Below are 25,469 nucleotides of genomic sequence, written 5' to 3'. Positions count from 1 at the left end.
CAATTTAACGGAAATTTTCAAAAAGGAGCTTTGCATTATTATGGCTTATCAAGAAACTTATCAAAAATGGTTCGATTACGCTGACCTTCCTGCCTATCTTCGCGAAGAGCTGGCTGCAATGGATGAAAAAACTAAAGAAGATGCTTTCTATACAAATCTTGAATTTGGCACGGCAGGTATGCGCGGGCTTATTGGTGCCGGTACTAACCGCATTAATATTTATGTTGTCCGTCAGGCAACAGAAGGCTTAGCAAAATTAATCGAAACCAAAGGTGAAGCTGTTAAAAAACGCGGTGTCGCTATCGCCTATGATTCTCGCCATTTCTCTCCGGAATTTGCCTTTGAATCAGCGCAAGTTTTGGCCAAGCACGGTATCAAAGCCTATGTCTTTGAATCGCTGCGCCCGACGCCTGAGCTGTCCTTTGCTGTGCGCCATTTAGGCACATTTGCAGGAATCATGGTAACAGCCAGTCATAATCCTGCACCATTTAACGGCTACAAGGTCTATGGTGAAGACGGCGGTCAAATGCCTCCTGCTGATGCTGATGCTCTAACCGATTTCATTCGTGCTATTGACGATCCGTTCACAATCGAGTTGGCTGACTTAGAAGCAAGTAAGGCTGCCGGTCTTATTGAAGTTATCGGAGAAACTGTTGACCTTGAATACCTGAAGGAAGTTAAGGATGTTAACATCAACCAGAAATTGATTGATGACTACGGCAAAGATATGAAAATTGTCTATACGCCGCTTCACGGTACAGGTGAAATGCTGGCTCGCCGTGCCTTAGCTCAAGCTGGTTTTGAATCCGTTCAGGTTGTCGAGGCGCAAGCTGTTCCGGATGCTGATTTTTCAACCGTCAAGTCTCCAAATCCAGAAAATCAAGAAGCCTTCTCTCTGGCTGAAGAACTTGGACGTCAAGTTGATGCCGATGTCCTCGTTGCAACTGACCCGGATGCTGACCGTCTCGGCGTTGAAATCCGCCAGGCTGACGGTTCTTACAAGAACCTCTCCGGCAACCAAATCGGTGCTATTATTGCCAAATATATCCTTGAAGCGCATAAAACAGCCGGTACTCTGCCTGCCAATGCTGCACTTTGCAAGTCTATCGTATCAACCGAATTAGTCACTAAAATTGCTGAAAGCTACGGTGCGACGATGTTTAATGTCCTGACCGGCTTTAAATTTATCGCTGAAAAAATTCAGGAATTTGAGGACCACCACAATCATACCTACATGTTTGGTTTTGAAGAAAGCTTCGGTTATCTCATCAAGCCGTTTGTACGGGACAAAGATGCAATTCAGGCTGTTCTTATCGTTGCGGAAATTGCTGCCTACTACCGCTCCCGCGGTTTGACCTTGGCTGATGGTATCGAGGAAATTTACAAGGAGTACGGCTACTTTGCCGAAAAGACCATTTCAGTTACTTTGTCCGGTGTTGACGGGGCTGCTGAAATTAAAAAGATTATGGATAAATTCCGTGATAACGGTCCTAGTCAATTTAACGCAACTGCTATTGCCAAAACAGAAGATTTCCAAGCACAGACAGCAACCACTGCTGCCGGTATTGAAAAGCTGACAACACCTCCAAGCAATGTGCTCAAATATACTTTGACAGATGATTCTTGGATTGCTGTGCGTCCATCAGGAACAGAACCAAAAATTAAGTTCTATATTGCAACTGTCGGCAGCTCATTGGCAGATGCTGAAAATAAAATTGCTGCTATTAAAAACGAAATCAACGCTTTTATCGGCTAATTGCCAGTCATTATAACGAAAACAAAAAGTACCTGAGAGTTTAACTCTCGGGTACTTTTACTAATTACTAATATGCTCTTGGGCAGTCTGCATCTGATAATAGACGCCGTGCTGCTTCATCAGGTCCTTGTGAGTACCTTGTTCAACAATATCACCCTCTACCATAACCAAGATAAGATCCGCACTTTGGATGGTTGATAAGCGGTGAGCAATGATAAAGCTGGTTCGATTTTTCATCAATTTTTTAAAGGCTTCTTGGACTAAAATTTCTGTACGTGTGTCAATCGAGGACGTTGCTTCATCTAAAATCAGGATTTTAGGGATATGGACAAAAATCCGTGCTATGGTCAAAAGCTGACGCTGTCCTTGTGACAGCGACTCCCCGGCATCTGCCAGATAGGTATCATAACCTTGGGGGAGCTGCTTGATAAAGAAATCAGCATTGGCCGCTTTGGCTGCAGCAATGACCTGCTCACGGCTGGCCTCAGGATAGCCAAAGGCGATATTTTCAAGGACAGTCGCCGTTTTCAGCCATGTTTCCTGCAAAACCATACCGATTTGCTGCCGATAAGAAGCTTTACTGTAGGCTGTTATCGACACATCGTCTAAGAGAATCTGACCCTTTTGCAAATCATAAAAACGCATCAGCAAGTTGATCAAGGTTGATTTGCCGGCTCCTGTCGGTCCGACGATTGCTACCTTGGAGCCCTGAGGAATACTAACAGACAAATTTTTAATCAAGGTCTGCCTGCTATTGTAACCAAAGCTGATATTATCAAAGGCGATAGCTCCCTTGACAGACTGACTTTCTAATTCTTTCTGTCCTTCATCTCTGGCTTCTTCTTCATCCAGTATCATATACAGACGTTCAGCACAGGCCAGAGCGCTCTGCAATTCTGACATCACAGAGGAAATATCATTAAAGGGCTTAGTATATTGAGTGACATAATTCAAAAAAGTAGTTAACTGCCCAACGGTGAAATTTCCGCTGATAATCCGCAGAGCTCCAATACCGGCTAACAGCGCATAAATTAGGGCATTGATAAAGCGGGTTGAGGGATTGACTGTCGACGAATAGAAAATAGCACCCTGTGAGTAGTTAGCATATTTCTCATTGAGCTCCGTAAAGGTATCAATGAACTGTTCTTGGGCATTAAAGGTCTGAATTAAACTTTCCTGCCGCAGGCTTTCTTCAATATGCTGCGTAAAAGCGCCTCTGGCTCTTGTTTGACTCTGATAAAGGCGATAACTTTTTTGAGCAATAAACCGAGCCACAAACAAAGAAAGCGGCGTCAGTGCCAATACCAGAACCATCATGAAAAGGTCCAGCTCAGCCATAGTCAAAATTGTCAGCAAAATTGTCAGAAGTCCGACAAAAAACTGATTAAAGACCATCAACAGACCGTTTGAGAGCTGTTCGACATCTGTCGTCATTCGGCTGACCAGATCACCAGCAGAGTGGCTGTCCAGATAAGACAGGGGCAGGCGGTAGAGCTTTTCAAACAGCTCTTGCCGCAATTTTTGACTGTAGGTAAAGACCAGTCGATTGTAAATAAGGGGATTGAACCACTGAATCAAAGTGTTCAGAGCAACTACCAAAATCATTTTGCCAAGAATCATCGGCAGAAGCTCGTGGACATTTTCAGCAACGACAGCATCAACTGCCTGCCCGATTAGCACCGGCAGATAAACGGTTAAGCCTACTTGGACAAAGGTACCAAGCAAGGCTGCAGCAACCAGCAGTTTTTGCTGCAGCATGCCGGCTGTCAAACGTTTGAGGGTATCTCTGTTGTTTCTTGCTTTCATTGAAGCCCCTCCTCTTTTGGATGCTGTGAATAGTGAATCTCCTGATAAAGCGGACTGGTTTCCAGAAGCTTTTCATGGCTGGCAAGAGCCACCTGCTCACCTTGATCCAGTACCAAAATATGATCTGCTTTTGAAAGACTGTTGGTCCTTTGAGAAACCATAATCAAAGTTGTTTGCTGCAGATTTTTTTTAATGGCAGCTAGGAGCTTTGCTTCTGTCAGATAATCAAGAGCTGAGGTAGCATCGTCTAAAATAAGCAAGGGCCTGTCATGCAGCAAAGCTCGGGCAATGGTCAGCCGCTGCCGCTGGCCGCCAGAAAAATTTCGGCCGAAAGCCTCTACCTGAGCATCCAGCTGACCTGATTTTTGGCGGACAAAGTCACTCGCCTGTGCCATATCAAGCGCCTTCCAGAGCTTCTTGTCATCTACTTTTTTATCCAGACCGAGTGTCAGATTGGAACGGATGCTTCCCTTAAACAGTTCAGCTTTTTGCGGAACAAGACTGATCCAATCCCGCCACTCTTTAATGGTATGAGCGCTTCTGCCGTCATTAAAAACAGCAACCTGACCCTGCTGAGGCGAATAAAGACGCAGCAAGAGCTGAATCAGACTGGACTTGCCGGAACCTGTTCCGCCGATAATACCGAAAAATTCCTGTTTGTTAATGGTAAAGGAAATATCCCTTAAGGCTGCTTTGGCTGCCTGAGGATAAGAAAAAGTCATTTTATTAACCTTGACAAGGGTAGCATCATCTGCTGACTCAACGGGCAAAGGTGCTGTTATGTCTTCATCCTTTTGTTCAAAAACCTGAGCAATCCTTTGGGCACTGATAAAACTTTGATTTAAAGAAGAAACCAGCATAGTCAGCTTCAAAAGCTCAACTAAAATTTGCAGCAGGTAATTAACTAAGGCAATGAGCATCCCTTGGCTCAAATGATGATCTGCAATAGCTATCTGTCCCTGCCAGATTACAACAATCAAGGTTGCATTGACTGCCAGGTAGGTCAAAGGTGTTATTAAAGTTGCAATATAGCCTGTCTTAATCTGCCAATCCGTATAAGCTTGGTTGGTCTCTTGAAAATGCTGTTCTTCTGCTTCTATCTGGCCAAAAGCACGGATAACGCGGCTGCCTTCTAATTGTTCGCGTGTCAGTCCGACTATTTTATCCGTTAAGCGCCGAATCTTGTCATACAGGGGATTTACCACAACAGACATTAAATAGACCAATACAAAAAGCACAACAACCATGAGGAAAAACCAAAGGGTAATTCTCGGGCTGATAAAAAAGGCCATTAAAACAGAACCGAAAACGATAATCGGTGCTCTCAGAAAAAGGCGTAAAAACTGATTAATCCCTGTCTGAATCTGAAAGGTATCACTGACCAGCCGTGTTACCAGACTTGAAGTTGTCAGCTGATCCCGATTTTCCTTGGGCAGACGCATAATTTTTTCAAATAAGCTGCGGCTGAGCTGCTTGGTATAGCCCACAGCTGCCTTGGCAGAATAAAATTGGGCAATGATAGCTACCATAATATTGGAAAGGGCCAGTAAGACAAGGAAGAAAATCATCAAATAAAGATGATTTTTGTCATTATGAGGGATGTAGCTGTCCACCATTCTGGCGATAACTAAGGGAACCAAAAGCTCAAAAGAAGCCTCCAGCAATTTAAAAAGAGGACCCAAAATGGTTTCTTTGAGGTAGCCTTTAAAATAAATCAATAACTGTTTCATCCTCAGCTCACTTTCCTTTAAAGGGCACTGACAAACTTGATCAAAGCAAGATTGAGCTTGACCTGCTTGGCATAATAAATATTGCCGCCGTCTTTATAGAGTTCACCGCCGCCGTAAAAGAGTGCGACAAAATTGTAGTAACGGTAGGTTTCTCCGCTTTTATTTCCCAGACTCGGAGCAACGACATCTTTAGAGTAGCGTTTGGCCAGTTTAATGGTGTTTTTACCGCCGTTTTTAGCCACATAGGCAATATAGTTCTTCCCAAAATTATAGGCTTGAACAGCTGTCCAGGCATCTGTTTTTTTCTTTTGGGCTTCTTCCAAATTGTCCGACAAGACGGTTACTCCCTGTTTGACGCTTTCACGGCTGTCTGTAATAGTGTTGGTGATGCCGGTTGAACTTTCACTGGACTGCATCAGATCATCTTCTTGTCCTTTGGTTTCTGTATAGATCATGGCCAGCACCAAATTTTCATTGGTTCTCGTATCATTTTCGTCCAAGATTTCCCGAACCATAGGACGATAAGCAAGAACGTTTTTGACATTCTGATAGATCGTAAAAGCCTGATAGCCGATAAACAGCAAAAGACCTAAAAGAATGACTTTCAGTAGCTTTTTTTTCATATTACTTACTTTGTATATCTTCAATATTTTTGATCAAAATAGAATAGGTTCCGTTTTGATTTTGAATAAATTCAACCGCTTCGGCATCCTGATAGACACTGTTAGGCACCAAAAGCTCAATCCCGTTTGAGAGCGACAGCTTTTGACTTTCTAATTTTTTTATCTGGCGGGAATGGTCAATATCAGCCACTTTAATGGGCTGGGGAATCGTGTCTTTCAGTTCATCAACAAAGGTGAGCCGGGCTGTCAGATTACTGTCAAAGAGCTGATCAGCTAATTTTTCCGGCGACAGCTCCTGATCTTCTTCTAAATTTTTATAGATAGCTGATTTCATTTTCGATTGAAAAGCAAAATCATCCTGATTGAAATCATCAGCTACCTTTTGTGCTGTCTTTTCCATCATTTTGATGGATTTTTTAACCGACTGTTCAGGCTCAACCTGAAGCAGGTTTTCAGAAAAATAATTGGCAAAGGAGCCGTTGTGCTTGATGCGCTTTTCAATGAGGTAATACTGCTTGTTTTGCTGATTGATGATAAGAGCTTCATCAGGCGCTTGAGCAGCGCCCGGCAGATTGTTTTGCGTTAAGCGGATAGGGCTGTCGCTGCCATCTGTAATATGCGTCAGGCTTTCTTTTAAGGCGACGCGCAAGAAGGCAAAATGCTCCCTTCCTTCTTTGTCAAACTGTATAAAAATCAAATCATTGGTTTTTTGATTGTCACTGATGACAAATTCTTCTTTCCACAGCTGTGCTATTTTCTTTGAGCTCTCTAAAAAATTATCACCCAGATAGCTGAGAAAAACATTGTCAGCGTCAAATTTTCCCCGCTTAGCTTCATCTGAAAAGACCCTGCTTAATTTCTTTCGAAAATACTCATCTAAGTTAGGCGTGATGGTCAAAAGTTTATCCGCAAAAACAAGCTCTGTGTCATCCGGCGTGAATTGGTGAATGGCTATCTTCTTTAGATACAAATCCATCATGCCAGACTCTCATACAGCGGGAAGGCATCAGTCAGCACTTTCACTTCCCTGCGGACTTCTTCCAAGACAGGTTCGTTATCGGTATTTTCAAGGGTTTTGACAATAAGCTCCGCAACCTTGCGGCATTCTTTAGGACCAAAACCGCGCGCTGTTACCGCTGCTGTTCCGATACGGATACCTGACGTTTTAAAAGGCGACAGTTTTTCAAATGGAATAGAGTTTTTATTTAAGGTGATGTGAACATCGTCCAAAATATTCTGCGCCACTTTGCCGTTTTCAACGACCTGTGTGACATCAACAAGGAAGAGATGATTTTCACTGGCTCCTGAAATAACACGGAACTTGTCATGCGCATTGAAAACTTCAACCATAGCCTGGCAGTTCTCCAAAATATTTTGCGCATAAACTTTAAAGGACGGATCCATATTTTCCTTGAAAGTGATGGCCTTGGCAGCAACGATATGCTCTAAAGGACCTCCCTGCAAACCAGGGAAAATAGCAGAATTAATCTTTTTAGCCAGCTCTTCATCATTGGTCAGAACAAGACCGCCGCGCGGACCGCGAAGCGTTTTATGCGTTGTCGTCGTTGTCACATGGGCATAAGGTACAGGACTGGGATGCAGACCTGCTGCCACGAGCCCTGCAATATGCGCCATATCAACCATGAGTTTAGCACCGACTTGATCAGCAATCTCGCGGAATTTAGCAAAATCAATAATACGAGAATAAGCAGACGCTCCCGCAACAATTAGTTTGGGCTGAACTTCTTTGGCCTGCTCTGAAATTTGGTCATAATCCAACACTTCTGTTTCAGGGTCAACGTTGTAAGCGACAAAATTATAGGTTTGACCGGAAAAGCTGACAGGGGATCCGTGTGTCAAGTGTCCGCCGGCTGCTAAGTCAAGCCCCATGACAGTATCACCGGGTTTAATAAGAGCCATATAGGCTGCAGCGTTGGCCTGACTGCCGGAGTGCGGCTGAACATTGGCAAATTGGGCACCAAAAAGCTTTTTAGCACGTTCGATAGCCAAACTTTCGACCACATCAACACATTCTGTTCCGCCATAATAGCGGCGTCCCGGGTAGCCTTCGGCATATTTATTCGTTAAAATGGATCCCTGTGCCTTCATGACAGCCTTGGAAACCACATTTTCAGAAGCAATCAGTTCAATATTATTTTGCTGTCGCTTTTCCTCTGCATGAATAGCTTCCCATACTTCTGCATCATACGCTTCATAATTGTCGTTATCAAAAATCATTTTTTCTCCTTAAAATTGAATAGCATTTACACGGGCCTCAATATCGGCCTGTGTGATATTTCCCTGACGTAAAATTTTAGCGGTTGGACCTGAAATATCTAAAATCGTCGAATCGACTTTTCCAATAGCCTTGTCATCCTGAACACCTAACAGCTGATTTGAAAAAGCTGATTGAATCTCCTTGTAAACTGAACCGCTGTTTCGACCGGACAGATTGGCAGAAGGACCAATCAAGGGACCTGTTTTCTTAATATAGGCCAGCGTTAAAGGATGGCTGGGAACTCTGAAGCCAACTGTTGGAAGACCTGAATTGACCCAAACAGGTACTTTTTCATTAGCCTTTAGAATAATTGTCAGAGGTCCCGGCAAAAAGGCCTCATAGAGCTCTTTCAGATACGCAGGAGGCTCCTTGGAAAAGGCCAGAATCTCCTCTAAAGATGAGACATTCAGATTCATAGCCTTTTCCGGCGGGCGCTTTTTAAGATCATAAACATTTGCAACGGCCTTGGGATCCAGAGCTCTGGCAAACAGACCGTAAACCGTTTCTGTTGGCAGGATAACTGCCTGTCCATCCAGAAGAGCTTGCTCAATCTTATCCATCATCAATCACAACCATTCTATCCTTGCCAAACACATCTTGTAACAGCCGGACACGCTTATCAGGAAAATGCGCCTGAAAGATTCCAGAGACAGACTGCCCTTGTTTATAGCCGATTTCCAGATAAATCTTGCCTCTGGTTTTCAAGTGTTTTCCGGCACTTTTAGCAATCTTTTGATAAACAGCTAAGCCATCATTGTCAGCAAACAGTGCTAAGTGCGGCTCGTGCAGCAGGACATTTTGTCCGACTTCATCCTTATCTTCAAATGCTATGTAAGGCGGATTGGACACAATCATATCGTATTTATCTGAAATCTGACTGAAAACATCTGAATGCAGGAAAATTACTTTTGTCTGATTGATTTTAGCATTATTCCGAGCCAGCATCAAAGCTTCTTCGGAAATATCAGCGGCACTCACCCGCCAGTTTTCTCTGGCTTTGGCAAGTGCAATAGCAATAGCCCCGCTGCCTGTCCCAATATCCAAAACAGATATCGGCTTATCTTGATTTTCATTCAAAATCACATTAACCAGCTCCTCGGTTTCAGGACGTGGGATGAGCACACGTTCATCAACAGTCAGCGTCAAATCCGCAAAATAGGCTTTTTTAGTGATATACTGAGCAGGTAGGTGCTGCTTTAAGAGCTCTGCAATTCTCTCTAATTGTCTGAGATCAGCGTCCGGTATTTCCCGAGGCTGATGTAAGATAAAGTCAAGCCTGCTCCAATTCTTCCACTCGTTAAAGACATAGGCCAGAGCTTCTTTTTCCTCACCGACAGCTATTAAGTCCGCTTCATACTGAGCAAAAGCCTGAGCGTAGTTCATTAGTTGCCCAGCTCTTCCAGTTTTTGTGTTTGGTCATAAAGGACCAAGGCATCAATCACTTCATCTAATTTCCCAGCTAAAATGGTATCTAACTTTTGCAGGGTCAGACCGATTCGATGGTCGGTCACACGATTTTGCGGGAAATTATAGGTCCTGATGCGCTCAGAACGGTCGCCTGTACCAACTGTAGACTTACGTTCGGCATCTTGCTCATCCTGAGCGATTTGGGCAAAGTGATCTGCCACGCGAGCCCGGATAATTTTCATGGCCTTATCGCGGTTTTTCTGCTGGGTCCGCTCCTCCTGCATTTCAACCTTAATATTAGTTGGCAGGTGGATAATCCGAACAGCTGTCGCTACCTTATTGACGTTCTGACCGCCGGCGCCGGAAGCATGATAAATATCGACACGCAAGTCTTTGGGATCAATTTCATATTCCACTTCTTCCACTTCAGGCATAACAAGAACTGTCGCTGTTGAAGTGTGTACACGCCCTTGACTTTCTGTAACAGGAACCCGCTGAACCCGGTGAGCGCCGGATTCATATTTTAATTTAGAATACACAGACTGTCCGGACACCATGGCAACGACTTCTTTGATTCCGCCGACACCATTCATTGAAGCCTCCATGACCTCAAACTTCCAGCCCTGACTTTCTGCATATTTCTGATACATATTCAGCAGGTCACCGGCAAAAAGAGCAGCTTCATCACCGCCTGCAGCCCCGCGGATTTCCAAAATAATATTTTTATCATCATTAGGGTCTTTGGGCAAAAGGAGGATTTTGAGTTTTTCTTCATAGTCTTCCTTAGCGGCTTTGGACTCTTTCAGCTCCTCCTTAGCCATTTCTTCAAGCTCAGGATCGCCACCTGCATCTTTAATCATCTCTTCTGCATCAGCAATATTTTGAATAATTTGCTTGTATTCACGATAAACCGCTACAGTTTCCCGAGTAGATGCCTCTTCTCGGGAGAGTTCCATAAAACGCTTGGTATCACTGACAACATCCGGGTCACTGAGCAATTCACCCAGCTCTTCGTAACGATCTTCAACAGCCTGCAGTTGGTCGTAAATATTCATCTTCTTAAATAGTTCTCCTTTTCAACATCATAAATAATCGTTTATCACATCAGTATTCCATAAGACAAGAAATAATCAAGTGCTGAGCTGCTTCAGCAGCCATCACCTGTAACCGAGTGGACGGCTGAAGAAAGCAAACGATAATTTTGACTTTCTATCAGCCTAATGCACGGTTTAGACATTGTCCCATAGGAAATGGCGTCAGGTGCTGAGCTGCTTTAACAGCCATCACCTGTAACCGGGTAAAAATAATGCTTTCTGCAAACAGGAATATAGGTTTCGTTGCCGCCAATCTGAATCTGTTCACCCTCATAAACAGGCTTACCGTCCCGAGTTCTCAGCACCATTGTAGCTTTTTTGGAACAAAACTGACAGATTGTCTTAATTTCTTCTATCTTATCTGCCATCAGCAGCAGTTCACGCGAACCTTCAAACAAATGATTCTGAAAATCATTCTTCAGACCGAAAGCCATTACCGGGACGCCCAGTTCATCAACAATTTTAGCCAAATCATAGACATTTTTTTTGCTTAAAAACTGGCATTCATCGATCAAAATACAGTAGGGGTTGTCTTTCAGACTGTCAATATAGGCAAAAATATCCATGTCCTCTGTTATCGGAATTGCTTTGCGCCGCATGCCGATTCTGCTTGAGACAACACCGAATTCATCGCGCGTATCAAGACTGCTGGTCATTATAACAACGGGCTTACCCTGCTCTTCATAATTATGAGCAACTTTCAAAATTTCAATCGTTTTTCCTGAATTCATGGTCCCGTATTTATAATACAACTGCGCCAAGATTTTCAACCTCATCTCATACTAATATCTCATCTATTTTACCATAAAAGCAAAAAAGGCGCACTGAGTTTTCACAAATAAAAAGAGAATTAGGGGCAGCCCATTTCTTAAAATTATGTTAAAATAAAGGTATCCATTCTTAACTGAACACAGCGTCCGTTTCCTATTTTTATACGGATTTCTTAACGCCCTTTGTATCTTAAATAAAGGAGAAAACTTATGCCATTTGTTAAAATTGATTTATTTGAAGGCCGCACAGAAGAACAAAAAATTGAACTTGCCCGTGAGGTAACCGAGGTTGTTTCCCGTGTTGCCAAAGCGCCTAAAGAAGCTATCCATGTCTTTATAAATGATATGCCGGAAGGCACCTACTACCCGCATGGTGAGATGAAGAAAAAGAGTTAAGCACCCGCTTAACTTTTTAATTTTCAACTTGATTTTACTTTCAGAAAACGCTATCATATTAATAAGAACCATTTTAAGGGAGGTGAAACAATTGCAGGCACAGCAAACTTTGCACCTGATGGGAACAACGATTGATATCGTGGTTGAAGCCAGCAATGCCAAAGAACTTGTCGAGAGTGCTTGCCAACTTTTAAACATCTACGAGTACCGCTTCAGCGCCAACAGTGATGATTCAGAACTAATGGCTGTCAATCATCAGGCCGGCCGGAAAGCCGTTGCAGTTCATCCTGATTTGTTTGAATTAATCCAAATCGGAAAAGAACACAGTTTAGAGAAACCCGGCAATCTTAATATTGCTATCGGACCTCTGGTACAGACTTGGCGCATCGGATTTGATGATGCCCATCTTCCGGATCCGTCTCAGATCGATGAACAGTTAAAGCTCATCGACCCGCATAATATTATTTTGGATGCTCAAAAACAGACAGTCTTTCTGGCCCAAAAAGGAATGAAGATAGATCTCGGTGCTCTGGCAAAGGGCTATATTGCCGATAAGATTATTGCCTATTTAAAAAATCAAGGCGCTGCTTCTGCTATGATTAATCTGGGCGGCAATCTTTTAGTCTACGGACCTAACTCAAAACGTCCCGGCGGTTTCTGGCATATCGGTATTCAAAACCCTAAAAAACCGCGCAATCAAAATGTTGGGATTGTTAAAGTCTTTAATCAGTCTGTCGTCACATCCGGCATTTACGAACGCCACCTGCAAGTTGGCGGAAAAGATTATCACCATATTTTTGATAAAAACACAGGCTATCCAATCGAAACACAAATGGCAAGTCTCAGTATTATCTCCGATCTGTCGCTTGACGGTGAGATTTGGACGACCCGTCTGTTTGGTCTGCCCATAGCGCTGGCTATGGAGACAATTAATCAAACCAAACATATCGAAGGCATCATCATTACCAGAGATGACCGCCTTGCCGTCTCAAACGGCTTAAAAAATACTTTTATCCCCCTTTACTAAACCTAAAGAAAGAGGTATGACATGATGAAACTTATTGGGTTAGTTGGTACAAATTCAAAAAAATCCACCAACCGCCAATTGCTGCAATACATGCAAAAACACTTTGCTGATAAGGCTGATATTGAACTGGTCGAAATCAAAGACCTCCCCTTATTCAACAAACCGGCCGATAAAAAACTCCCTGAACAAGTAACTGAAATAGCTGCTAAGATTGAAGCTGCTGATGGTGTCATCATCGGCACACCTGAATATGACCATTCGGTTCCTGCTGCTTTGATGAGTGCCTTAGCTTGGCTGTCTTACGGCATCTATCCGCTTTTAAACAAGCCTGTTATGATTACAGGGGCTTCTTATGGAACACTGGGCTCATCACGTGCTCAGCTGCAGCTGCGCCAAATCCTCAATGCTCCGGAAATCAAGGCCAGTGTCCTTCCAGATGAATTTTTACTGTCCCACTCTTTAGAAGCTTTTGATAAAGAAGGCAATCTTACTGATTTAGATACCTTCCGAAAGCTTGACGCTGTTTTTGATGATTTTCGTATTTTTGTAAAAATCACTAAAAAGCTGTCGAGTGCTCAGGAACTTCTGCACAAAGAAGCAGAAAATTTTGATTGGGGAAGCTTATAAGGCGAATTGAACACGGCTTACGACACTGTGCAAAAAGATAAAGACTTCCTAGATGCTAAGCATCTTCGTCAGCTTTCCTATTTTGCTTTGTGTCGCTTACGCCTTTGTATCTTATTAAAGGAGAAAATCATATGAAATTTGTAGGACTTGTAGGCTCAAATGCAGAGCAATCGTACAATCGCAAATTATTGGAATTCATCAGAAAGCAATTTAAATTAAAATTTGAATTGGAAGTATTAGAAATTAATGACGTGCCGATGTTCAATCAGGATCAAGACTGGAAAGAAAGCTTTCAGCTAAGGCTTTTGTACAATAAAATCACACGCGCAGACGGTGTCATTATTGCAACCCCTGAACATAATCATACGATCACTGCTGCTTTGAAAAGCGTTTTGGAATGGCTGTCCTGTGAGGTACATCCCTTTGAAAACAAGCCGGTTATGATTGTCGGTGCTTCCTATTACGATCAAGGAACATCACGCGCACAGGTTCATCTGAGAAAAATTCTAGATGCGCCGGGAGTTAATGCCTACACCCTTCCGGGAAATGAATTCCTGCTCGGCAAAGCTAAAGAAGCTTTTGATGATAAGGGCAATATTATTAACAAAGGTACTGTCGAATTTTTGGAAACCTGCTTAGATAATTTTGTCAGTTACGTAGGAGTGGTATCAAAATTGCAAAAACCAAAACCAATTGAACCAGAAGATTTAGACTGCAATCATCCTATTGCAACATCCGTTACAGAGGTTGACCCGGACGATCCCGAATGGGTTGAAAAAGTTGCCGAGGTTACAGGTGCTGTTTCAGGAGACACCTATGTCAAATTGGATCACGGTATTTTGACAGTTGACCAAATCAATATGTTCTTAAAAGCCATGCCGTTTGAGCTGACCTATTCTGATGACAACAACCAGTTCCTGTATTACAATAATGCTCATCAAGATCCGGATACCATGTTTGCCAAACGTGTACCATCGCAATCAGGCAGCCGTTTGTCAACGGTTCACAACAGCCTTCCGCCCGAACGAATGAAAAATGTCGAATGGGTCATCGGCAGCCTGCGCAACGGCAATGAGGAATATGTCCGCACACTTGTGCCAAATCCAAACCCCAGCGTGATCAACACGCATAACTATCAGGCAATGTACTATCCCGATGGTTCGTTTGCAGGTATCAACGAAATTGTCTTCAACTTTAGACCTTGGCTGGACTGGTATCTGCAGACAACAGGTCAAAGATTAGTCGGCGGTGCTGCAGGGGCTGACGCGACTTCCGGCGCTTCTGACAGCAGTTCCGGCGGCAGCGACGCAACCTCAGGGGCATCAGGCAGCACCGATGCAGGAGCTGCTGATGCGACTTCGGGCGCTTCTTCTCACTGATTTTTAGGATAGGTTAAAAAGGACAGGGACAAACGGTTTAGCTACCGCTTGTCTTCTGTTTTTTACTTTAAAAAATGATAGATGCTTGCTGCAAGCAAAAACAGCTGTCACTGGCAGCTGTTTTTCTGTGGGTAAAGTGAGGTTAATCCAGCAATCCGGCTTTTTTCAGATAGTTATGTGCTACTGTCTTTGCAGATTTGCCTTTTTCCTTGACTTGATAATTCATCTCACTCATCTGAGCCTCGGTGATTTTACCAGCCAGACGATTTAAAATCTGTTTGAGTTCCGGATGCTTTTTCAGCAATTCTTTTTTGAGCAGAGGCGCTCCTTGGTAAGGCGGGAAGAGCTGCTTATCATCTTTTAGAACAATTAAATCATAAGTTTTGATTTCTGAATCTGTCGAATAAGCATCGGTAATATTAATATCACCGTTCTTAATGGCTTGATAGCGCAGAGCCGGCTCCATGGTAGAGACCTGCAGATTGAGCCCGTAAAGAGTTTTAAGCCCCTTATTGCCGTCTTCTCGGTCGTTAAATTCGAGAGTAAAGCCTGCTTTTGCTGTATTTTCAACTTTCTTTAAATCAGAAATCGTTTGAAGACCGTTTTCCTTGGCATAGGTCTTTTTGACTGCTACGGCATAAGTATTTTGATATTTCATCGGTTTTAAATAAACAAGATTGTCCTGTTTTAAAATTCCGTCGCGTGCTTCCTGATAAACCTTTTGTGGATCTGTGGATGTCTGAGGAGGATTCTTTAACAGACTGGTGGTAACAGTCCCTGTAAATTCTGGGTAGATGTCAATATCCCCTTTTTTCAAGGCTTCATACAGGAAACTTGTCTTACCAAAATTAGGCTTGACCGTCACCGACAGATTGCTGTCCTGTTCGATTAATTCCTTGTACATATTAATCAGAATTTCAGGTTCAGGTCCCATCTTGCCGGCGATAACAATCTCTTCTTTATTCTGGCTGGCCTTTATCATGTTGGGCAGATAAGAGGCACCCAAGCCGATTATCATAATCAAAAAGGCTAAGATTATCTTTTTCAAAGATGCTTTTTCCAAAATCTTGATAGCTAGATTGAACAAAATCGCTAAAAGCGCTGAAGAAATGGCACCTATCAAAATCAAAGAACTGTTATTACGGTCAATACCCAGCAAAATGAATGAACCAAGGCCGCCGGCACCAATCAGCGCCGCCAAGGTCGCTGTTCCGATAATCATGACGGCTGCTGTTCTGACACCGGAAATCATAACCGGCATAGCCAGAGCAAGTTCGAATTTTTTAAGCCGCTCCCACTTAGTCATCCCAAAAGCCTGACCGGCTTCAACCAGACTGGGGTCAATAGTCGTTAGACCTGTGATGGTATTTTGCAAAATGGGGAAAAGCGCGTAAATAACCAAGGCAGCAACAGCAGGCACTGTTCCAATCCCTACAAAGGGAATAAAAAGTCCCAATAATGCCAGAGAAGGAATGGTCTGAAAGATCCCTGAAATCTGCAAAACAATCTCTGTCAGACGCTTGCGGTGACTGATGACGATGGCCAAAGGAATCGCAATGATAATAGCGAGTAAGAGCGACAGCAGAGAAATTTGCAAGTGCTCCAATAAAGACTGCAGCCAATCAGCAAAACGGTCTTGGAAGGTCGTGATTAAATCCGTCATTGTCTGTCACCTCCAAATAAGTCTGCCACAAATGCATTAGCAGGAGACTTCTCAACTTCCCTAGGACTGGCCAGCTGAACGATTTTCCCTTTTTGAAAAACAGCTACCCGATCCGCTAACTTCTTCGCTTCATCGATATCGTGAGTCACAAAAACGATTGTTATCCCTAGCTCTTTTTGAAGAGAAAGCGTCAGATCCTGCAGCTGTTTTCGAGAAATCGGATCCAAAGCCGAAAACGGTTCATCCATCAAAAGGATAGAAGGGTTAGCGATGATAGCTCGTAAAATCCCGACCCGCTGCTGCTCGCCGCCTGATAAATCTCTAGGATAGCGCTCCAAATACTTATCCGCACCCAGTCCGACTTTATTGAGTAAATCCTTGGTTTTTTCCAAGCGCTCCTCTTTTGGCCAACCCTTCATCTCAGGAATCAGTTCAATGTTTTCCCTGACTGTCAGATTCGGGAAAAGAGCAATTTGCTGCAAAACATAACCTGTCGACAGGCGCAAATCCCGCAAAGGAAGGGCTGTGACAGCCTGCTCGTTCAAATAGATTTTCCCCTGACTGGGTTCAATTAAACGGTTGATCATCTTTAGCGTTGTTGTTTTGCCGCTGCCGCTGGGGCCGATTAGGACAAAGAATTCCCCTTCTTCAACTTCAAAATTGAGGTCATCCAGCACCTTTTCCTGTCCGTAAGACTTGCTGACATTTTCAAAACGAATCATAGTTTCTCCTTCCACCTGGGACTGGCGGCTTCTAAATTTTGCATCACCTTAGTCAGATCTTTTTCAAACTGCTGAATTTCTTCTTGCGAGAAACCCTTGTAAAAAATTTGGCCTAAGGCTTGACTGACTTTCTCGCCGACAGTTTGCTGCGATTTTCCCAGATCTGTTAAATAATAGCAGCGCTTGCGTTTGTCTTTAGGATGGGGCTGTGAAACAATTAAGCCTTGTGTTTCTAAGCGCTTTAACATCTTAGTCAGCGTATTATTAGCCAGTCCGGTCTTTATGGCTATATCCGTTGCTGTCAAGGGCTCTGTCAGCCAAAGGCAGCTCAGAATTTTGCCCTGCTCTCCTGAATAAACAGCTCCTTCTTCGTCAGCCAGAAGCCTGTTGAACAGGCGCCCGTTCAAAAGATTGATGTGACTGATTAAATAACCGCCTCTTGCTAGTTCAATCATGTGATCTCCTTTGCATTTATTTCTAAATAGAATTATTTTAAGTATACAATTTTTCTTTTGAAAAATCAATTATTTCTATATAGAAAAAGACAGAACCGAATTTAAAAAATTTTTCCGCTAAATTCCTTGTCCTGTCTTTAGTTATTTTTTATAACGATAGAAACCGTTTTACTTAGTCTAAACGACTCTTTTTACTCTTTAATTGCTGTTTCTTTTCAATTATCTTAAGAAAATCTATCTTTAATCAGCAAGCAGTCCTAATTTTTCAAAGGCGTTAAACAGTCCGTCGTCTTCAACATCATCTGTCACCATATCTGCCATGGCTAAAATTTCAGGTCCGCCATTGCCCATAGAAACCCCTATCTCACAATATTGCAGCATGGGGATGTCAACTTTGGCATCGCCAAAGGCAATCGTCTCTTTTTTATCGGCATTTAAATGCTGTAAAAGGACGTCAATAGCGTGCGCTTTAGTAATGTCTTTGACACCCAGATCGCCAAAAAGCGCTGTCTCCCCACGGCCGCCCCAGGTGTCGACTTTCAGATCAGGAAAGGCTTTTTGGGCATCCAGATAGTCTTGATAAGAATCAAGTACGAAACTGATTTTGTTGAGGTCATCACGGTAAAGGTCACCGCCGAAAATAAGACCGTGTATGGCATCTTCGACTTCTTGATGTTCAACTTCTGCTGACGTTTTCCCTTTGCGCATGCTATAAATTCTGAGGGTTTCGCGTGCACGCTCTTTGAAGTTCCTGCTGGCAAAAAGGCCGTTGTTGCTTTCCAGATAAAATTCCAGGCCGCGTTCGTGCAGCCAATCAACAGCAGCTTTAGCCTCCGCAGGAGAAAGCAGCTGGTGCATAATGACCTGACCGTCATATTCCACATAAGAGCCGTTGCCGCCAATCATACCATCCAAACCGATAGCCCAAAGTTCCGGCTGTACTTCTGCCCGGCTGCGTCCTGTTGAAATAAAGACCAGATGACCATTTTGCCGCGCCTTGCGGATAGCTGTTATGGCTGACTGAGGAATGCGATTGTGATAATCCACCAGAGTTCCGTCTACATCCAAAAAAATAATCTTTCTGTCCATCTATATACTCCTAATGATTTTCTAGTTTTATTATAAGTCACGAAGCCTGTAAAAAGATAGTGCCATTCTCTTAATATCTGATACTATCATACTATTTTAAAAGAATAGCAAAAAGCCAAGGCTTTTAACTGCCTTGACGTTGCTTTTGAGCTTGTTTTTTATAAACATGATCTTTGATGATTTGGTAGAGACTGGCTAAAATCGGAACTGCAACCAGCATGCCGACAATCCCTGCCAATGCGCCGCCAAGTGTAATAGCCAACAGCACCCACATTGACGGCAAACCGATTGATCCGCCGACCACTCTCGGATAAATGACGTTGCCTTCAAACTGCTGCAAAAGAACGATGAAGACCAGGAAAATAACAGCCTGTGAAAATGACTGAGTCATAATCAAAATAACACCGACACTCACTCCGATATAGGCCCCTACAACCGGTATTAAGGCTGTAAAAGCAATCAAGATACCGATGGTTGCGGCATAAGGCAAGCCAAGCAGCATCATTCCTACTGCAGTCAGACTGCCTAAAATCATAGCCTCTAAGGTTTGCCCGACAAAAAAGCCGTGAAAGCGCTGATGTAAGATATCACGAAGATAATGGACTTTCTTAGCATGACGCCCAAGATAAGTATCTACCAGAAGATTAAACTGATAACCTAATTTTTCCTTATTGGCCAGAACATACATGGAAAAAATGATACTGACAAAAATGGAAATTACGGCTGAGGCAATAGATGTTACCGAAGCCAGAACATTGGTCAATACACCTAAAAACTGACTTAAAATTTGCCGGCTGTAATCCGAGATTAAGCTGCTGAGCTGTGTCTCTGTCCCAAAAGCGGCTAAAATCCTTGAGACCCACTTGTTGTGCTGAACGTCATTAATAAGCGCCTGAATGTCTTTGGGATCGATAGCTAAGAGTGACTGAAGACTGGCAATCAAATCCGGCAGGACAATGGTGAAAATTAATGTGACAACAAGAACAAAAGTAGCATAAGCCAAAACCATGGTCAAAGGACGCTTAGCCTTTTGCAGCTGAGGTGATTTTAGCAGCTTATCGTACAGCCTTTCATAAGCACTCATGACAATGTTGACGATATAGCCGATTGCTGCGCCCGCTAAAAAAGGAGACAGAGCAGAAAAGAAAGTATGGAGTAATTCTGCTCCCTTAGACCAATTTGTCATAGCTGCATAGCAAATGACAAAAACGAAAACAGGATACAAAATATAATTTTTATTAAGTTTCATAAGCTCTATTATACACTAAAATCAGATGAAAGCTAAGGTTTTCGTTTGCTGCTTTCCTTGAGCGACACAGACCTGCCAAGTCCATTATCGCAGATGAGCTCAAGAATCTAAAGGGGTACATACAAGCAATTCTTATTAACTCAAAAGACAGATGATGCTTATCGGCTGCTATTTTGCGGTTTGATTGTGCAATCTTGTCAGCAGCTTTTCCGAGCAGGGATGGCAAAAGGCAATAACCCGCCCGGTCATCAGCATAGCAACAACTGTCCCAAGCCCAATACCTAAAAAGCCCTGTTTGAAAAACCAGCCTAAAAATAAGGCAATGAGAATGCAAGCGGCATCCAAAAGATTTTTGCCAAAACCGAAATTTCTGCGGCAGACAAAACCCAGCGTATTTGCCAGACCGTCCGCAGGATTGGGAATGACCTGCATGGCAATTGTTAAGGAAGCGCCGACCCCGGTTAATACAATAGCTATAAAAAGCAGCAGCCACTTGGACAACGGACTTTGCGGTATAGGTAAAATATTGTCATAAAGCTGAATAAAAAAACTGGTCAAAAAACTGGCAATGACCTGCAGCAGCTGTACCGCTTCAAAATTCTTCCTCAAAAGGCAATACTGCAGGAAAATCAAAAAACAGTAATAGATAAATGTGGCTGTCCCAATCGAAAGCTTGAAAATCTGTGCAGCATTATAAGCAACCGAAATAACAGGAGATACCCCTAACTGTGTTTTCGTATTGAGACAGATTCCCGCTGCCAAAATAACAATTCCCAGCAAATAAATCAACAGCTGCTTCAGCCCTATTTTCTTCGTGTCCAACTCATCACCAAACTTTCTAAACTTCAAGTTTTATCACAACAAAACAATCGCCCGACGTTTTCTCGTTGAAATATCAAACCTTAAAAAGCGGCCTAAGCCGCTTTTTTGTCCTTAATCAATGTCTGTTCCATTTGACGCAATGACTTGCTTGTACCAGTCAAACGACTTTTTCTTGGAACGCTTAAGAGTGCCATTGCCGGCATTGTCGCGGTCAACATAGATGAAGCCGTACCGTTTCTTCATTTCACCTGTTCCTGCTGATACCAGATCAATACAGCCCCAAGTGGTATAGCCCCAAAGTTCAACACCATCTTCATTGATCGCAGCATTCATGGCTTTGACATGTTCGCGCAGATAATCAATGCGATAGTCATCTTCAACATAGCCGTTTTCATCCGGCACATCCACTGCACCCAGACCGTTTTCAACAATGAACATTGGTTTTTGATAGCGGTCCCAGATCGTATTTAAAGTAATCCGAAGACCAAGCGGATCAATCTGCCAGCCCCACTCTGACGATTTCAAATAAGGATTCTTAATGGAAGCAAAGATATTTCCCTGTGTTTTTTCATTTGCCTTTGGATCGGCAGAAGCAACACGGCTGGAATAATAAGAGAAAGAAACAAAGTCAACGGTGTTTTCTTTCAGAAGCTGCAGGTCCTCATCAGTCATGACAATGTTCAGACCGTCGCGCTCGAATTGCTTTTTAGCATAAGTTGGATACTCCCCGCGCGCCTGCACATCGATAAAGAAATAGTTGGAACGGTCTTCCTGCATAGCTTTCCAGTAATCATCAGGATTGCAGGTATTTGGATAATACTGACCGGCAGCCAGCATGCAGCCAACCTTGTTATCAGGGTCAATTTCGTGAGCTAATTTAGTTGCGATAGCTGATGCGACCAATTCATGGTGAGCAGACTGATACTTCACTTCTTCTTCGTTTTCGCCCTCTTCAAAATAGAGACCTGCACCCATAAACGGCGCGTGAAGAATCATATTGATTTCATTGAAAGTCAGCCAATACTTGACCAGTCCTTTATAACGCGTAAAAAGTGTTCGGCAGAGACGTTCGTAAAACTCTAACATCTTACGATTGCGCCAGCCGCCGTATTCTTTAATCAGATGCATCGGACAGTCAAAATGCGTAATGGTCACCAGCGGCTCAATACCGTACTTATGGCATTCTTTGAACAAGTCTTCATAGAACTGCAAACCGGCTTCATTAGGTTCTGCTTCATCTCCCTTAGGGAAAATACGTGTCCAGGCAATCGACAGACGGTAGGTTTTAAAGCCCATTTCGCCGAAAAGCGCAATATCTTCCTTGAAATGATGGTACATATCAATGGATTCTTTGGCCGGATAGAAATAACCGTCCTCAAAGTCGAACATTTTCTTTTTTCCAGCAATAATGGGAAAACGGTCTTCACCGATCGGTACGACATCAACATTAGCCAATCCGCGGCCGTCAGCATCATAAGCCCCTTCGCATTGGTTGGCAGCTGTCGCGCCGCCCCATAAAAATCCGTCTGGAAATGGTTTTAAAGTTGTCATTTGCTTCTCCTTTTATTTCTATGCAGTCTGCGCAATCAGATTCACTGATCAGCGCTCTTCTTCCTTGATATACAGCCTTTTGTCCTGAACCGGATCAGTAACAGACAGCAGATCAAATCGGCCTTTTTCATAAGTAAATTTTAAAATTGTACAGTTAGTCATGCGGATAGGCGGATAGTTGGCGATGACCTGACGGTAAAACTGAGCAATAGCTGCTCCGTGACTGACCATAAGAATGCTTGAAGGGTCTTTTTCAGCTTCCAACACCTGACGGATCGTTTGTTCCATTCGCTGCCGAACATCTAAATACGATTCCCCGCCGTAAGTTACAAAATAGTCACCATAACCGATATCACCCTGCAAGGGAGGGTTGAGGAATTCCTGCTGACCCTCGAAAGCGCCAAAATCCTGCTCTTTCAGCCGCAGATAGTCAGTTCGTCCGCTGGCTAATTCAGCTGTGTCACAGGCCCGTTCCTGCGTGGAGGCATAAATGCTGTCAAAAACAATTCCCTTTTGATCAAAATAATGCTTAGCAGCCTTGGCCTGTTCAATACCCAGCTCAGTCAGCGGCGAATCACTGGCTCCCTGAATGCGCTTTTGCACATTAAAGCGTGTTTGCCCGTGCCGCATTAGATAAAGTATTCGCACTGGACTAAAATCTCCTTTATAATTCAATTATAGTTCAATTTTTTGTTCAGTCAGCGGATCAATGACACTGACTAAATTCAGCTGGCTGGCAGAATACTCAAACTGACAGACAGCGCAATTGCCAAAACGAAATCCCTGCGGGAGCTTCTGCTCAAGCTTTAAAATGAGACCGTAAAGAGCTGCTCCGTGGCTGACCATGAGATTTGTCTGTTCTTCTTCACCGGCAAGTACTTCTGTAATCGTATCATAAACACGCTGACCAACCTGAATAATATCCTCACCGCCGTAGGGAACCAGTAAATCCTCAAAAGAATTGCTGCCCGGTCTGAATTTTGGCAGCAAAAGCTCTGGCTGAGCCTCAAAAATACCGAAATTCATTTCTTTGAGCCCCTTCAACTGCTGATAGGGAAGATCGGTAATCAGTTTCAAAGTATCTGTCGCTCGTTCCTGGGTTGAAGAATAGGCTCTGTCAAATAAAATTCCCTGTTTCTGAAAATAATCTCTGGCTTGCTTTGCCTGAGCAATACCTTTTTCAGTCAAAGGGGAATCGCACCACCCCTGAACCCGTTTTTGTGTGTTAAATAAAGTTTCACCGTGGCGCATGAGATAAAGTATCTGAGCCATTCTTACACTCCTTTTTATTACTTGTTCAATACATTAGCACCGTTGCTTGCAATCAATTCCTTATAATAAAAGAAAGAATCCTTGCGTGAACGGTTAAACGTTCCCTGTCCTTGATCGTCCGCATCGACATAAACAAAGCCATAGCGTTTGGACATTTCTGAGGTTGATGCCGAGACAAGATCGGTACAGCCCCACCAGGTATAACCCATCAGGTCAACACCGTCTTCAATCGCTTCGTACATCTGTTCGACGTGAGATTTGAGATAGTCAATGCGGTACTGGTCATGAATAGAGCCGTCTTCTTCAACCTTGTCTAAAGCCCCCAGACCATTTTCAACAACCATCAGCGGAATTTGATAGCGGTCATACAGATTGTTTAAGGTAATACGCAGTCCGACAGGATCAATCTGCCAGCCCCAATCTGAAGCTTTCAAATAAGGATTGGGCTCACTTAACATAAGATTGCCGGCTGTCGTTTCCTCTTGATTGGTTTCTTTGCGGGCCAGAGAACTCATGTAGTAAGAAAAAGACATGAAATCAACAGGATATTTTTCAAGAATTTCCAAATCTCCGTCAGCTATCTCAAGCCGGATATTGTTTTCTCTGAAAAAACGTTTGGCATACGACGGATACTTGCCGCGCACTTGAACATCTGAAAAGAAAAGATTTTCATGATCTTTTCGGATTTCTTCCATAACATCATCCGGATTGCAGGTTGCCGGATAAGCCTGCATGCGAGCCAGCATACAGCCGACTTTAGCGTCAGGATTGATTTCATGGGCAGCCTTGGTCGCTAAAGCTGATGCTACAAATTGATGATGGGCAGCCTGATACATTTCCTGCAGATTTAATTTACCGTCTTCAAAAAGCAGCCCTCCGGACAGATAGCCTGTCATACCAATGATATTGATTTCATTAAAGGTCAGCCAGTACTTGACTTTGTCTTTATAACGATTGAAGACTGTTTCTGCATAATGAACGAAGAAATCAATAACTTTGCGGTTCTTCCAGCCGCCGTACTCTTTCACCAGATGAATAGGAAACTCATAATGCGACAGCGTCACCAAGGGTTCAATACCGTATTTATGGAGCTCGTCAAAAACCTTATCATAAAAAGCAAGGCCTGCTTCGTTAGGCTCTTTTTCATCACCTTTTGGAAAAATCCGCGACCAGGCAATGGACAGCCGAAAAGTTTTAAAGCCCATTTCAGCATAGAGTGCGATGTCTTCTTTGTAACGGTGATAAAAGTCCGACCCCCATCGCTTAGGATAAAGCCCTTCCTTATCGCTAAGAGCAAAGTCTAATCGTTCCCGATTCATGGGCGTTGCAAACTCGCTTCCCATCGTTTTACGCTCTTTTGGAGCTACAGCACGAGCTGTGTCAGATGTTGCAGGACCTCGTCCGTCAATATCCCAAGCACCTTCAAACTGATTGGCAGCTGTTGCACCGCCCCACAAAAAATTTTCCGGAAATTGTTTTGTCATAGCAACTACCTCCTGTTATCATACATTTGCTATTATAACAGTCAGAAAACCGCTTTTCCTCTAAAATCCTCAGATATACTGATACTATCCTACGATGAATTTCTTAAACAGTGACCTCTGTCTGACAGCCGTCACTTCCCAAAACACAGAATTCATAATGACCATCTCCTGTTGTCCTGAGGGCCGCTCAGCACAAGCACCCCATCATCTTAAAGCTTTTGTCAGATTATCTGCTTTTTCTTAGCCGCCTGCACTGACAGCAAGATGAG

At 43.3% G+C, this 25,469-nt stretch carries 24 protein-coding genes; 5 read left to right on the top strand and 19 right to left on the bottom strand.

Annotated elements, in window-relative coordinates; genetic code table 11:
- The first annotated feature begins 40 nt into the window (after positions 1-40).
- Positions 41-1,756 (top strand): phospho-sugar mutase, encoded by a 1,716-nt coding sequence (locus AC4HAN_RS00245; protein ID WP_491090412.1) that lies wholly within the window; start codon positions 41-43, stop codon positions 1,754-1,756.
- A gap of 60 nt (positions 1,757-1,816) precedes the next feature.
- Here the strand turns inward: AC4HAN_RS00245 and AC4HAN_RS00240 are convergent, their stop codons facing one another.
- From AC4HAN_RS00240 to AC4HAN_RS00200, 9 genes are all read right to left on the bottom strand, one after another.
- Positions 1,817-3,562, bottom strand: a complete 1,746-nt coding sequence (locus AC4HAN_RS00240; RefSeq protein ID WP_491090411.1) for an ABC transporter ATP-binding protein — start codon at positions 3,560-3,562, stop codon at positions 1,817-1,819.
- Complete coding sequence (locus AC4HAN_RS00235) at positions 3,559-5,292, bottom strand: ABC transporter ATP-binding protein (protein WP_491090410.1); 1,734 nt, start codon at positions 5,290-5,292, stop codon at positions 3,559-3,561. Before AC4HAN_RS00235 ends, AC4HAN_RS00240 begins: the two co-directional genes overlap by 4 nt.
- A 17-nt stretch (positions 5,293-5,309) precedes the next feature.
- The gene (locus AC4HAN_RS00230; RefSeq protein ID WP_491090409.1) at positions 5,310-5,915 is read right to left on the bottom strand and encodes a lysozyme family protein; all 606 of its coding nucleotides are present in this window, start codon (positions 5,913-5,915) and stop codon (positions 5,310-5,312) included.
- Position 5,916: 1 nt separating this feature from the next.
- Positions 5,917-6,894, bottom strand: a complete 978-nt coding sequence (locus AC4HAN_RS00225) for a nucleoid-associated protein (RefSeq protein ID WP_491090408.1) — start codon at positions 6,892-6,894, stop codon at positions 5,917-5,919.
- The gene (gene glyA, locus AC4HAN_RS00220; RefSeq protein ID WP_491090407.1) at positions 6,891-8,153 is read right to left on the bottom strand and encodes a serine hydroxymethyltransferase; all 1,263 of its coding nucleotides are present in this window, start codon (positions 8,151-8,153) and stop codon (positions 6,891-6,893) included. The genes AC4HAN_RS00225 and glyA overlap by 4 nt, the downstream gene beginning before the upstream one ends.
- 9 nt (positions 8,154-8,162) lie before the next feature.
- On the bottom strand, positions 8,163-8,753 hold the full coding sequence (locus AC4HAN_RS00215) for an L-threonylcarbamoyladenylate synthase (RefSeq protein ID WP_491091104.1): 591 nt from the start codon (positions 8,751-8,753) through the stop codon (positions 8,163-8,165).
- Positions 8,746-9,576, bottom strand: coding sequence for a peptide chain release factor N(5)-glutamine methyltransferase (prmC, locus tag AC4HAN_RS00210; RefSeq protein ID WP_491090405.1), 831 nt, complete (start codon positions 9,574-9,576; stop codon positions 8,746-8,748). Before prmC ends, AC4HAN_RS00215 begins: the two co-directional genes overlap by 8 nt.
- On the bottom strand, positions 9,576-10,655 hold the full coding sequence (gene prfA, locus AC4HAN_RS00205) for a peptide chain release factor 1 (RefSeq protein WP_491090404.1): 1,080 nt from the start codon (positions 10,653-10,655) through the stop codon (positions 9,576-9,578). Before prfA ends, prmC begins: the two co-directional genes overlap by 1 nt.
- Positions 10,656-10,873: 218 nt before the next feature.
- Positions 10,874-11,455 carry a thymidine kinase gene (locus AC4HAN_RS00200; protein ID WP_491091103.1) on the bottom strand — a complete coding sequence of 194 codons (582 nt, stop codon included), beginning with the start codon at positions 11,453-11,455 and terminating at the stop codon, positions 10,874-10,876.
- Between the two features lie 219 nt (positions 11,456-11,674).
- Here AC4HAN_RS00200 and AC4HAN_RS00195 point away from each other — a divergent pair, with 219 nt between their 5' ends.
- From AC4HAN_RS00195 to AC4HAN_RS00180, 4 genes are all read left to right on the top strand, one after another.
- On the top strand, positions 11,675-11,860 hold the full coding sequence (locus AC4HAN_RS00195; protein ID WP_027976047.1) for a 4-oxalocrotonate tautomerase: 186 nt from the start codon (positions 11,675-11,677) through the stop codon (positions 11,858-11,860).
- Positions 11,861-11,951: 91 nt separating this feature from the next.
- A complete protein-coding gene (locus AC4HAN_RS00190; RefSeq protein ID WP_491090403.1) occupies positions 11,952-12,887 on the top strand; it encodes an FAD:protein FMN transferase in 936 nt (311 codons plus the stop codon).
- Between the two features lie 24 nt (positions 12,888-12,911).
- The gene (locus AC4HAN_RS00185) at positions 12,912-13,514 is read left to right on the top strand and encodes an NADPH-dependent FMN reductase (RefSeq protein ID WP_491091102.1); all 603 of its coding nucleotides are present in this window, start codon (positions 12,912-12,914) and stop codon (positions 13,512-13,514) included.
- 131 nt (positions 13,515-13,645) lie between these two features.
- The gene (locus tag AC4HAN_RS00180; protein ID WP_491090402.1) at positions 13,646-14,893 is read left to right on the top strand and encodes an NAD(P)H-dependent oxidoreductase; all 1,248 of its coding nucleotides are present in this window, start codon (positions 13,646-13,648) and stop codon (positions 14,891-14,893) included.
- Positions 14,894-15,035: 142 nt separating this feature from the next.
- Here the strand turns inward: AC4HAN_RS00180 and AC4HAN_RS00175 are convergent, their stop codons facing one another.
- From AC4HAN_RS00175 to AC4HAN_RS00130, 10 genes are all read right to left on the bottom strand, one after another.
- Positions 15,036-16,556 (bottom strand): ABC transporter permease/substrate-binding protein, encoded by a 1,521-nt coding sequence (locus tag AC4HAN_RS00175; protein ID WP_491090400.1) that lies wholly within the window; start codon positions 16,554-16,556, stop codon positions 15,036-15,038.
- Positions 16,553-17,278 (bottom strand): ABC transporter ATP-binding protein, encoded by a 726-nt coding sequence (locus AC4HAN_RS00170; RefSeq protein WP_491090399.1) that lies wholly within the window; start codon positions 17,276-17,278, stop codon positions 16,553-16,555. The genes AC4HAN_RS00175 and AC4HAN_RS00170 overlap by 4 nt, the downstream gene beginning before the upstream one ends.
- Entirely contained in the window at positions 17,275-17,733 is a 459-nt protein-coding gene (locus tag AC4HAN_RS00165; RefSeq protein ID WP_491090398.1) for a MarR family winged helix-turn-helix transcriptional regulator, read from the bottom strand. The genes AC4HAN_RS00170 and AC4HAN_RS00165 overlap by 4 nt, the downstream gene beginning before the upstream one ends.
- Before the next feature lie 240 nt (positions 17,734-17,973).
- Positions 17,974-18,822: an HAD family hydrolase gene (locus AC4HAN_RS00160; RefSeq protein WP_491090396.1), complete on the bottom strand. Its 849-nt coding sequence runs from the start codon at positions 18,820-18,822 to the stop codon at positions 17,974-17,976.
- A 124-nt stretch (positions 18,823-18,946) separates the two neighbouring features.
- Positions 18,947-20,071, bottom strand: a complete 1,125-nt coding sequence (locus AC4HAN_RS00155) for an AI-2E family transporter (protein WP_491090395.1) — start codon at positions 20,069-20,071, stop codon at positions 18,947-18,949.
- 168 nt (positions 20,072-20,239) lie between these two features.
- Positions 20,240-20,893: a YczE/YyaS/YitT family protein gene (locus AC4HAN_RS00150; RefSeq protein WP_491090394.1), complete on the bottom strand. Its 654-nt coding sequence runs from the start codon at positions 20,891-20,893 to the stop codon at positions 20,240-20,242.
- A 111-nt stretch (positions 20,894-21,004) separates the two neighbouring features.
- Positions 21,005-22,444 carry a 6-phospho-beta-glucosidase gene (locus AC4HAN_RS00145; RefSeq protein WP_491090392.1) on the bottom strand — a complete coding sequence of 480 codons (1,440 nt, stop codon included), beginning with the start codon at positions 22,442-22,444 and terminating at the stop codon, positions 21,005-21,007.
- A 48-nt stretch (positions 22,445-22,492) separates the two neighbouring features.
- Positions 22,493-23,092: a histidine phosphatase family protein gene (locus AC4HAN_RS00140; RefSeq protein WP_491090391.1), complete on the bottom strand. Its 600-nt coding sequence runs from the start codon at positions 23,090-23,092 to the stop codon at positions 22,493-22,495.
- Positions 23,093-23,119: 27 nt separating this feature from the next.
- A complete protein-coding gene (locus tag AC4HAN_RS00135) occupies positions 23,120-23,716 on the bottom strand; it encodes a histidine phosphatase family protein (RefSeq protein ID WP_491090389.1) in 597 nt (198 codons plus the stop codon).
- Between the two features lie 17 nt (positions 23,717-23,733).
- Complete coding sequence (locus AC4HAN_RS00130; protein ID WP_491090388.1) at positions 23,734-25,200, bottom strand: glycoside hydrolase family 1 protein; 1,467 nt, start codon at positions 25,198-25,200, stop codon at positions 23,734-23,736.
- Positions 25,201-25,469: the final 269 nt, after the last annotated feature.

This window comes from Streptococcus sp. ELY_86 (genome assembly GCF_058314495.1).
Note: the sequence above shows the minus strand (reverse complement) of the source record. Positions and strands in the feature narration are given on the sequence as shown.

Bases quoted from the DNA above. Each gene is read 5' to 3' on its own strand.
- AC4HAN_RS00245 (WP_491090412.1), top strand. From the start codon at position 41: ATGGCTTATCAAGAAACTTATCAAAAATGGTTCGATTACGCTGACCTT.
- AC4HAN_RS00240 (WP_491090411.1), bottom strand. From the start codon at position 3,562: ATGAAAGCAAGAAACAACAGAGATACCCTCAAACGTTTGACAGCCGGC.
- AC4HAN_RS00235 (WP_491090410.1), bottom strand. From the start codon at position 5,292: ATGAAACAGTTATTGATTTATTTTAAAGGCTACCTCAAAGAAACCATT.
- AC4HAN_RS00230 (WP_491090409.1), bottom strand. From the start codon at position 5,915: ATGAAAAAAAAGCTACTGAAAGTCATTCTTTTAGGTCTTTTGCTGTTT.
- AC4HAN_RS00225 (WP_491090408.1), bottom strand. From the start codon at position 6,894: ATGATGGATTTGTATCTAAAGAAGATAGCCATTCACCAATTCACGCCG.
- glyA (WP_491090407.1), bottom strand. From the start codon at position 8,153: ATGATTTTTGATAACGACAATTATGAAGCGTATGATGCAGAAGTATGG.
- AC4HAN_RS00215 (WP_491091104.1), bottom strand. From the start codon at position 8,753: ATGGATAAGATTGAGCAAGCTCTTCTGGATGGACAGGCAGTTATCCTG.
- prmC (WP_491090405.1), bottom strand. From the start codon at position 9,576: ATGAACTACGCTCAGGCTTTTGCTCAGTATGAAGCGGACTTAATAGCT.
- prfA (WP_491090404.1), bottom strand. From the start codon at position 10,655: ATGAATATTTACGACCAACTGCAGGCTGTTGAAGATCGTTACGAAGAG.
- AC4HAN_RS00195 (WP_027976047.1), top strand. From the start codon at position 11,675: ATGCCATTTGTTAAAATTGATTTATTTGAAGGCCGCACAGAAGAACAA.
- AC4HAN_RS00185 (WP_491091102.1), top strand. From the start codon at position 12,912: ATGAAACTTATTGGGTTAGTTGGTACAAATTCAAAAAAATCCACCAAC.
- AC4HAN_RS00180 (WP_491090402.1), top strand. From the start codon at position 13,646: ATGAAATTTGTAGGACTTGTAGGCTCAAATGCAGAGCAATCGTACAAT.
- AC4HAN_RS00175 (WP_491090400.1), bottom strand. From the start codon at position 16,556: ATGACGGATTTAATCACGACCTTCCAAGACCGTTTTGCTGATTGGCTG.
- AC4HAN_RS00170 (WP_491090399.1), bottom strand. From the start codon at position 17,278: ATGATTCGTTTTGAAAATGTCAGCAAGTCTTACGGACAGGAAAAGGTG.
- AC4HAN_RS00165 (WP_491090398.1), bottom strand. From the start codon at position 17,733: ATGATTGAACTAGCAAGAGGCGGTTATTTAATCAGTCACATCAATCTT.
- AC4HAN_RS00160 (WP_491090396.1), bottom strand. From the start codon at position 18,822: ATGGACAGAAAGATTATTTTTTTGGATGTAGACGGAACTCTGGTGGAT.
- AC4HAN_RS00155 (WP_491090395.1), bottom strand. From the start codon at position 20,071: ATGAAACTTAATAAAAATTATATTTTGTATCCTGTTTTCGTTTTTGTC.
- AC4HAN_RS00145 (WP_491090392.1), bottom strand. From the start codon at position 22,444: ATGACAACTTTAAAACCATTTCCAGACGGATTTTTATGGGGCGGCGCG.
- AC4HAN_RS00135 (WP_491090389.1), bottom strand. From the start codon at position 23,716: ATGGCTCAGATACTTTATCTCATGCGCCACGGTGAAACTTTATTTAAC.
- AC4HAN_RS00130 (WP_491090388.1), bottom strand. From the start codon at position 25,200: ATGACAAAACAATTTCCGGAAAATTTTTTGTGGGGCGGTGCAACAGCT.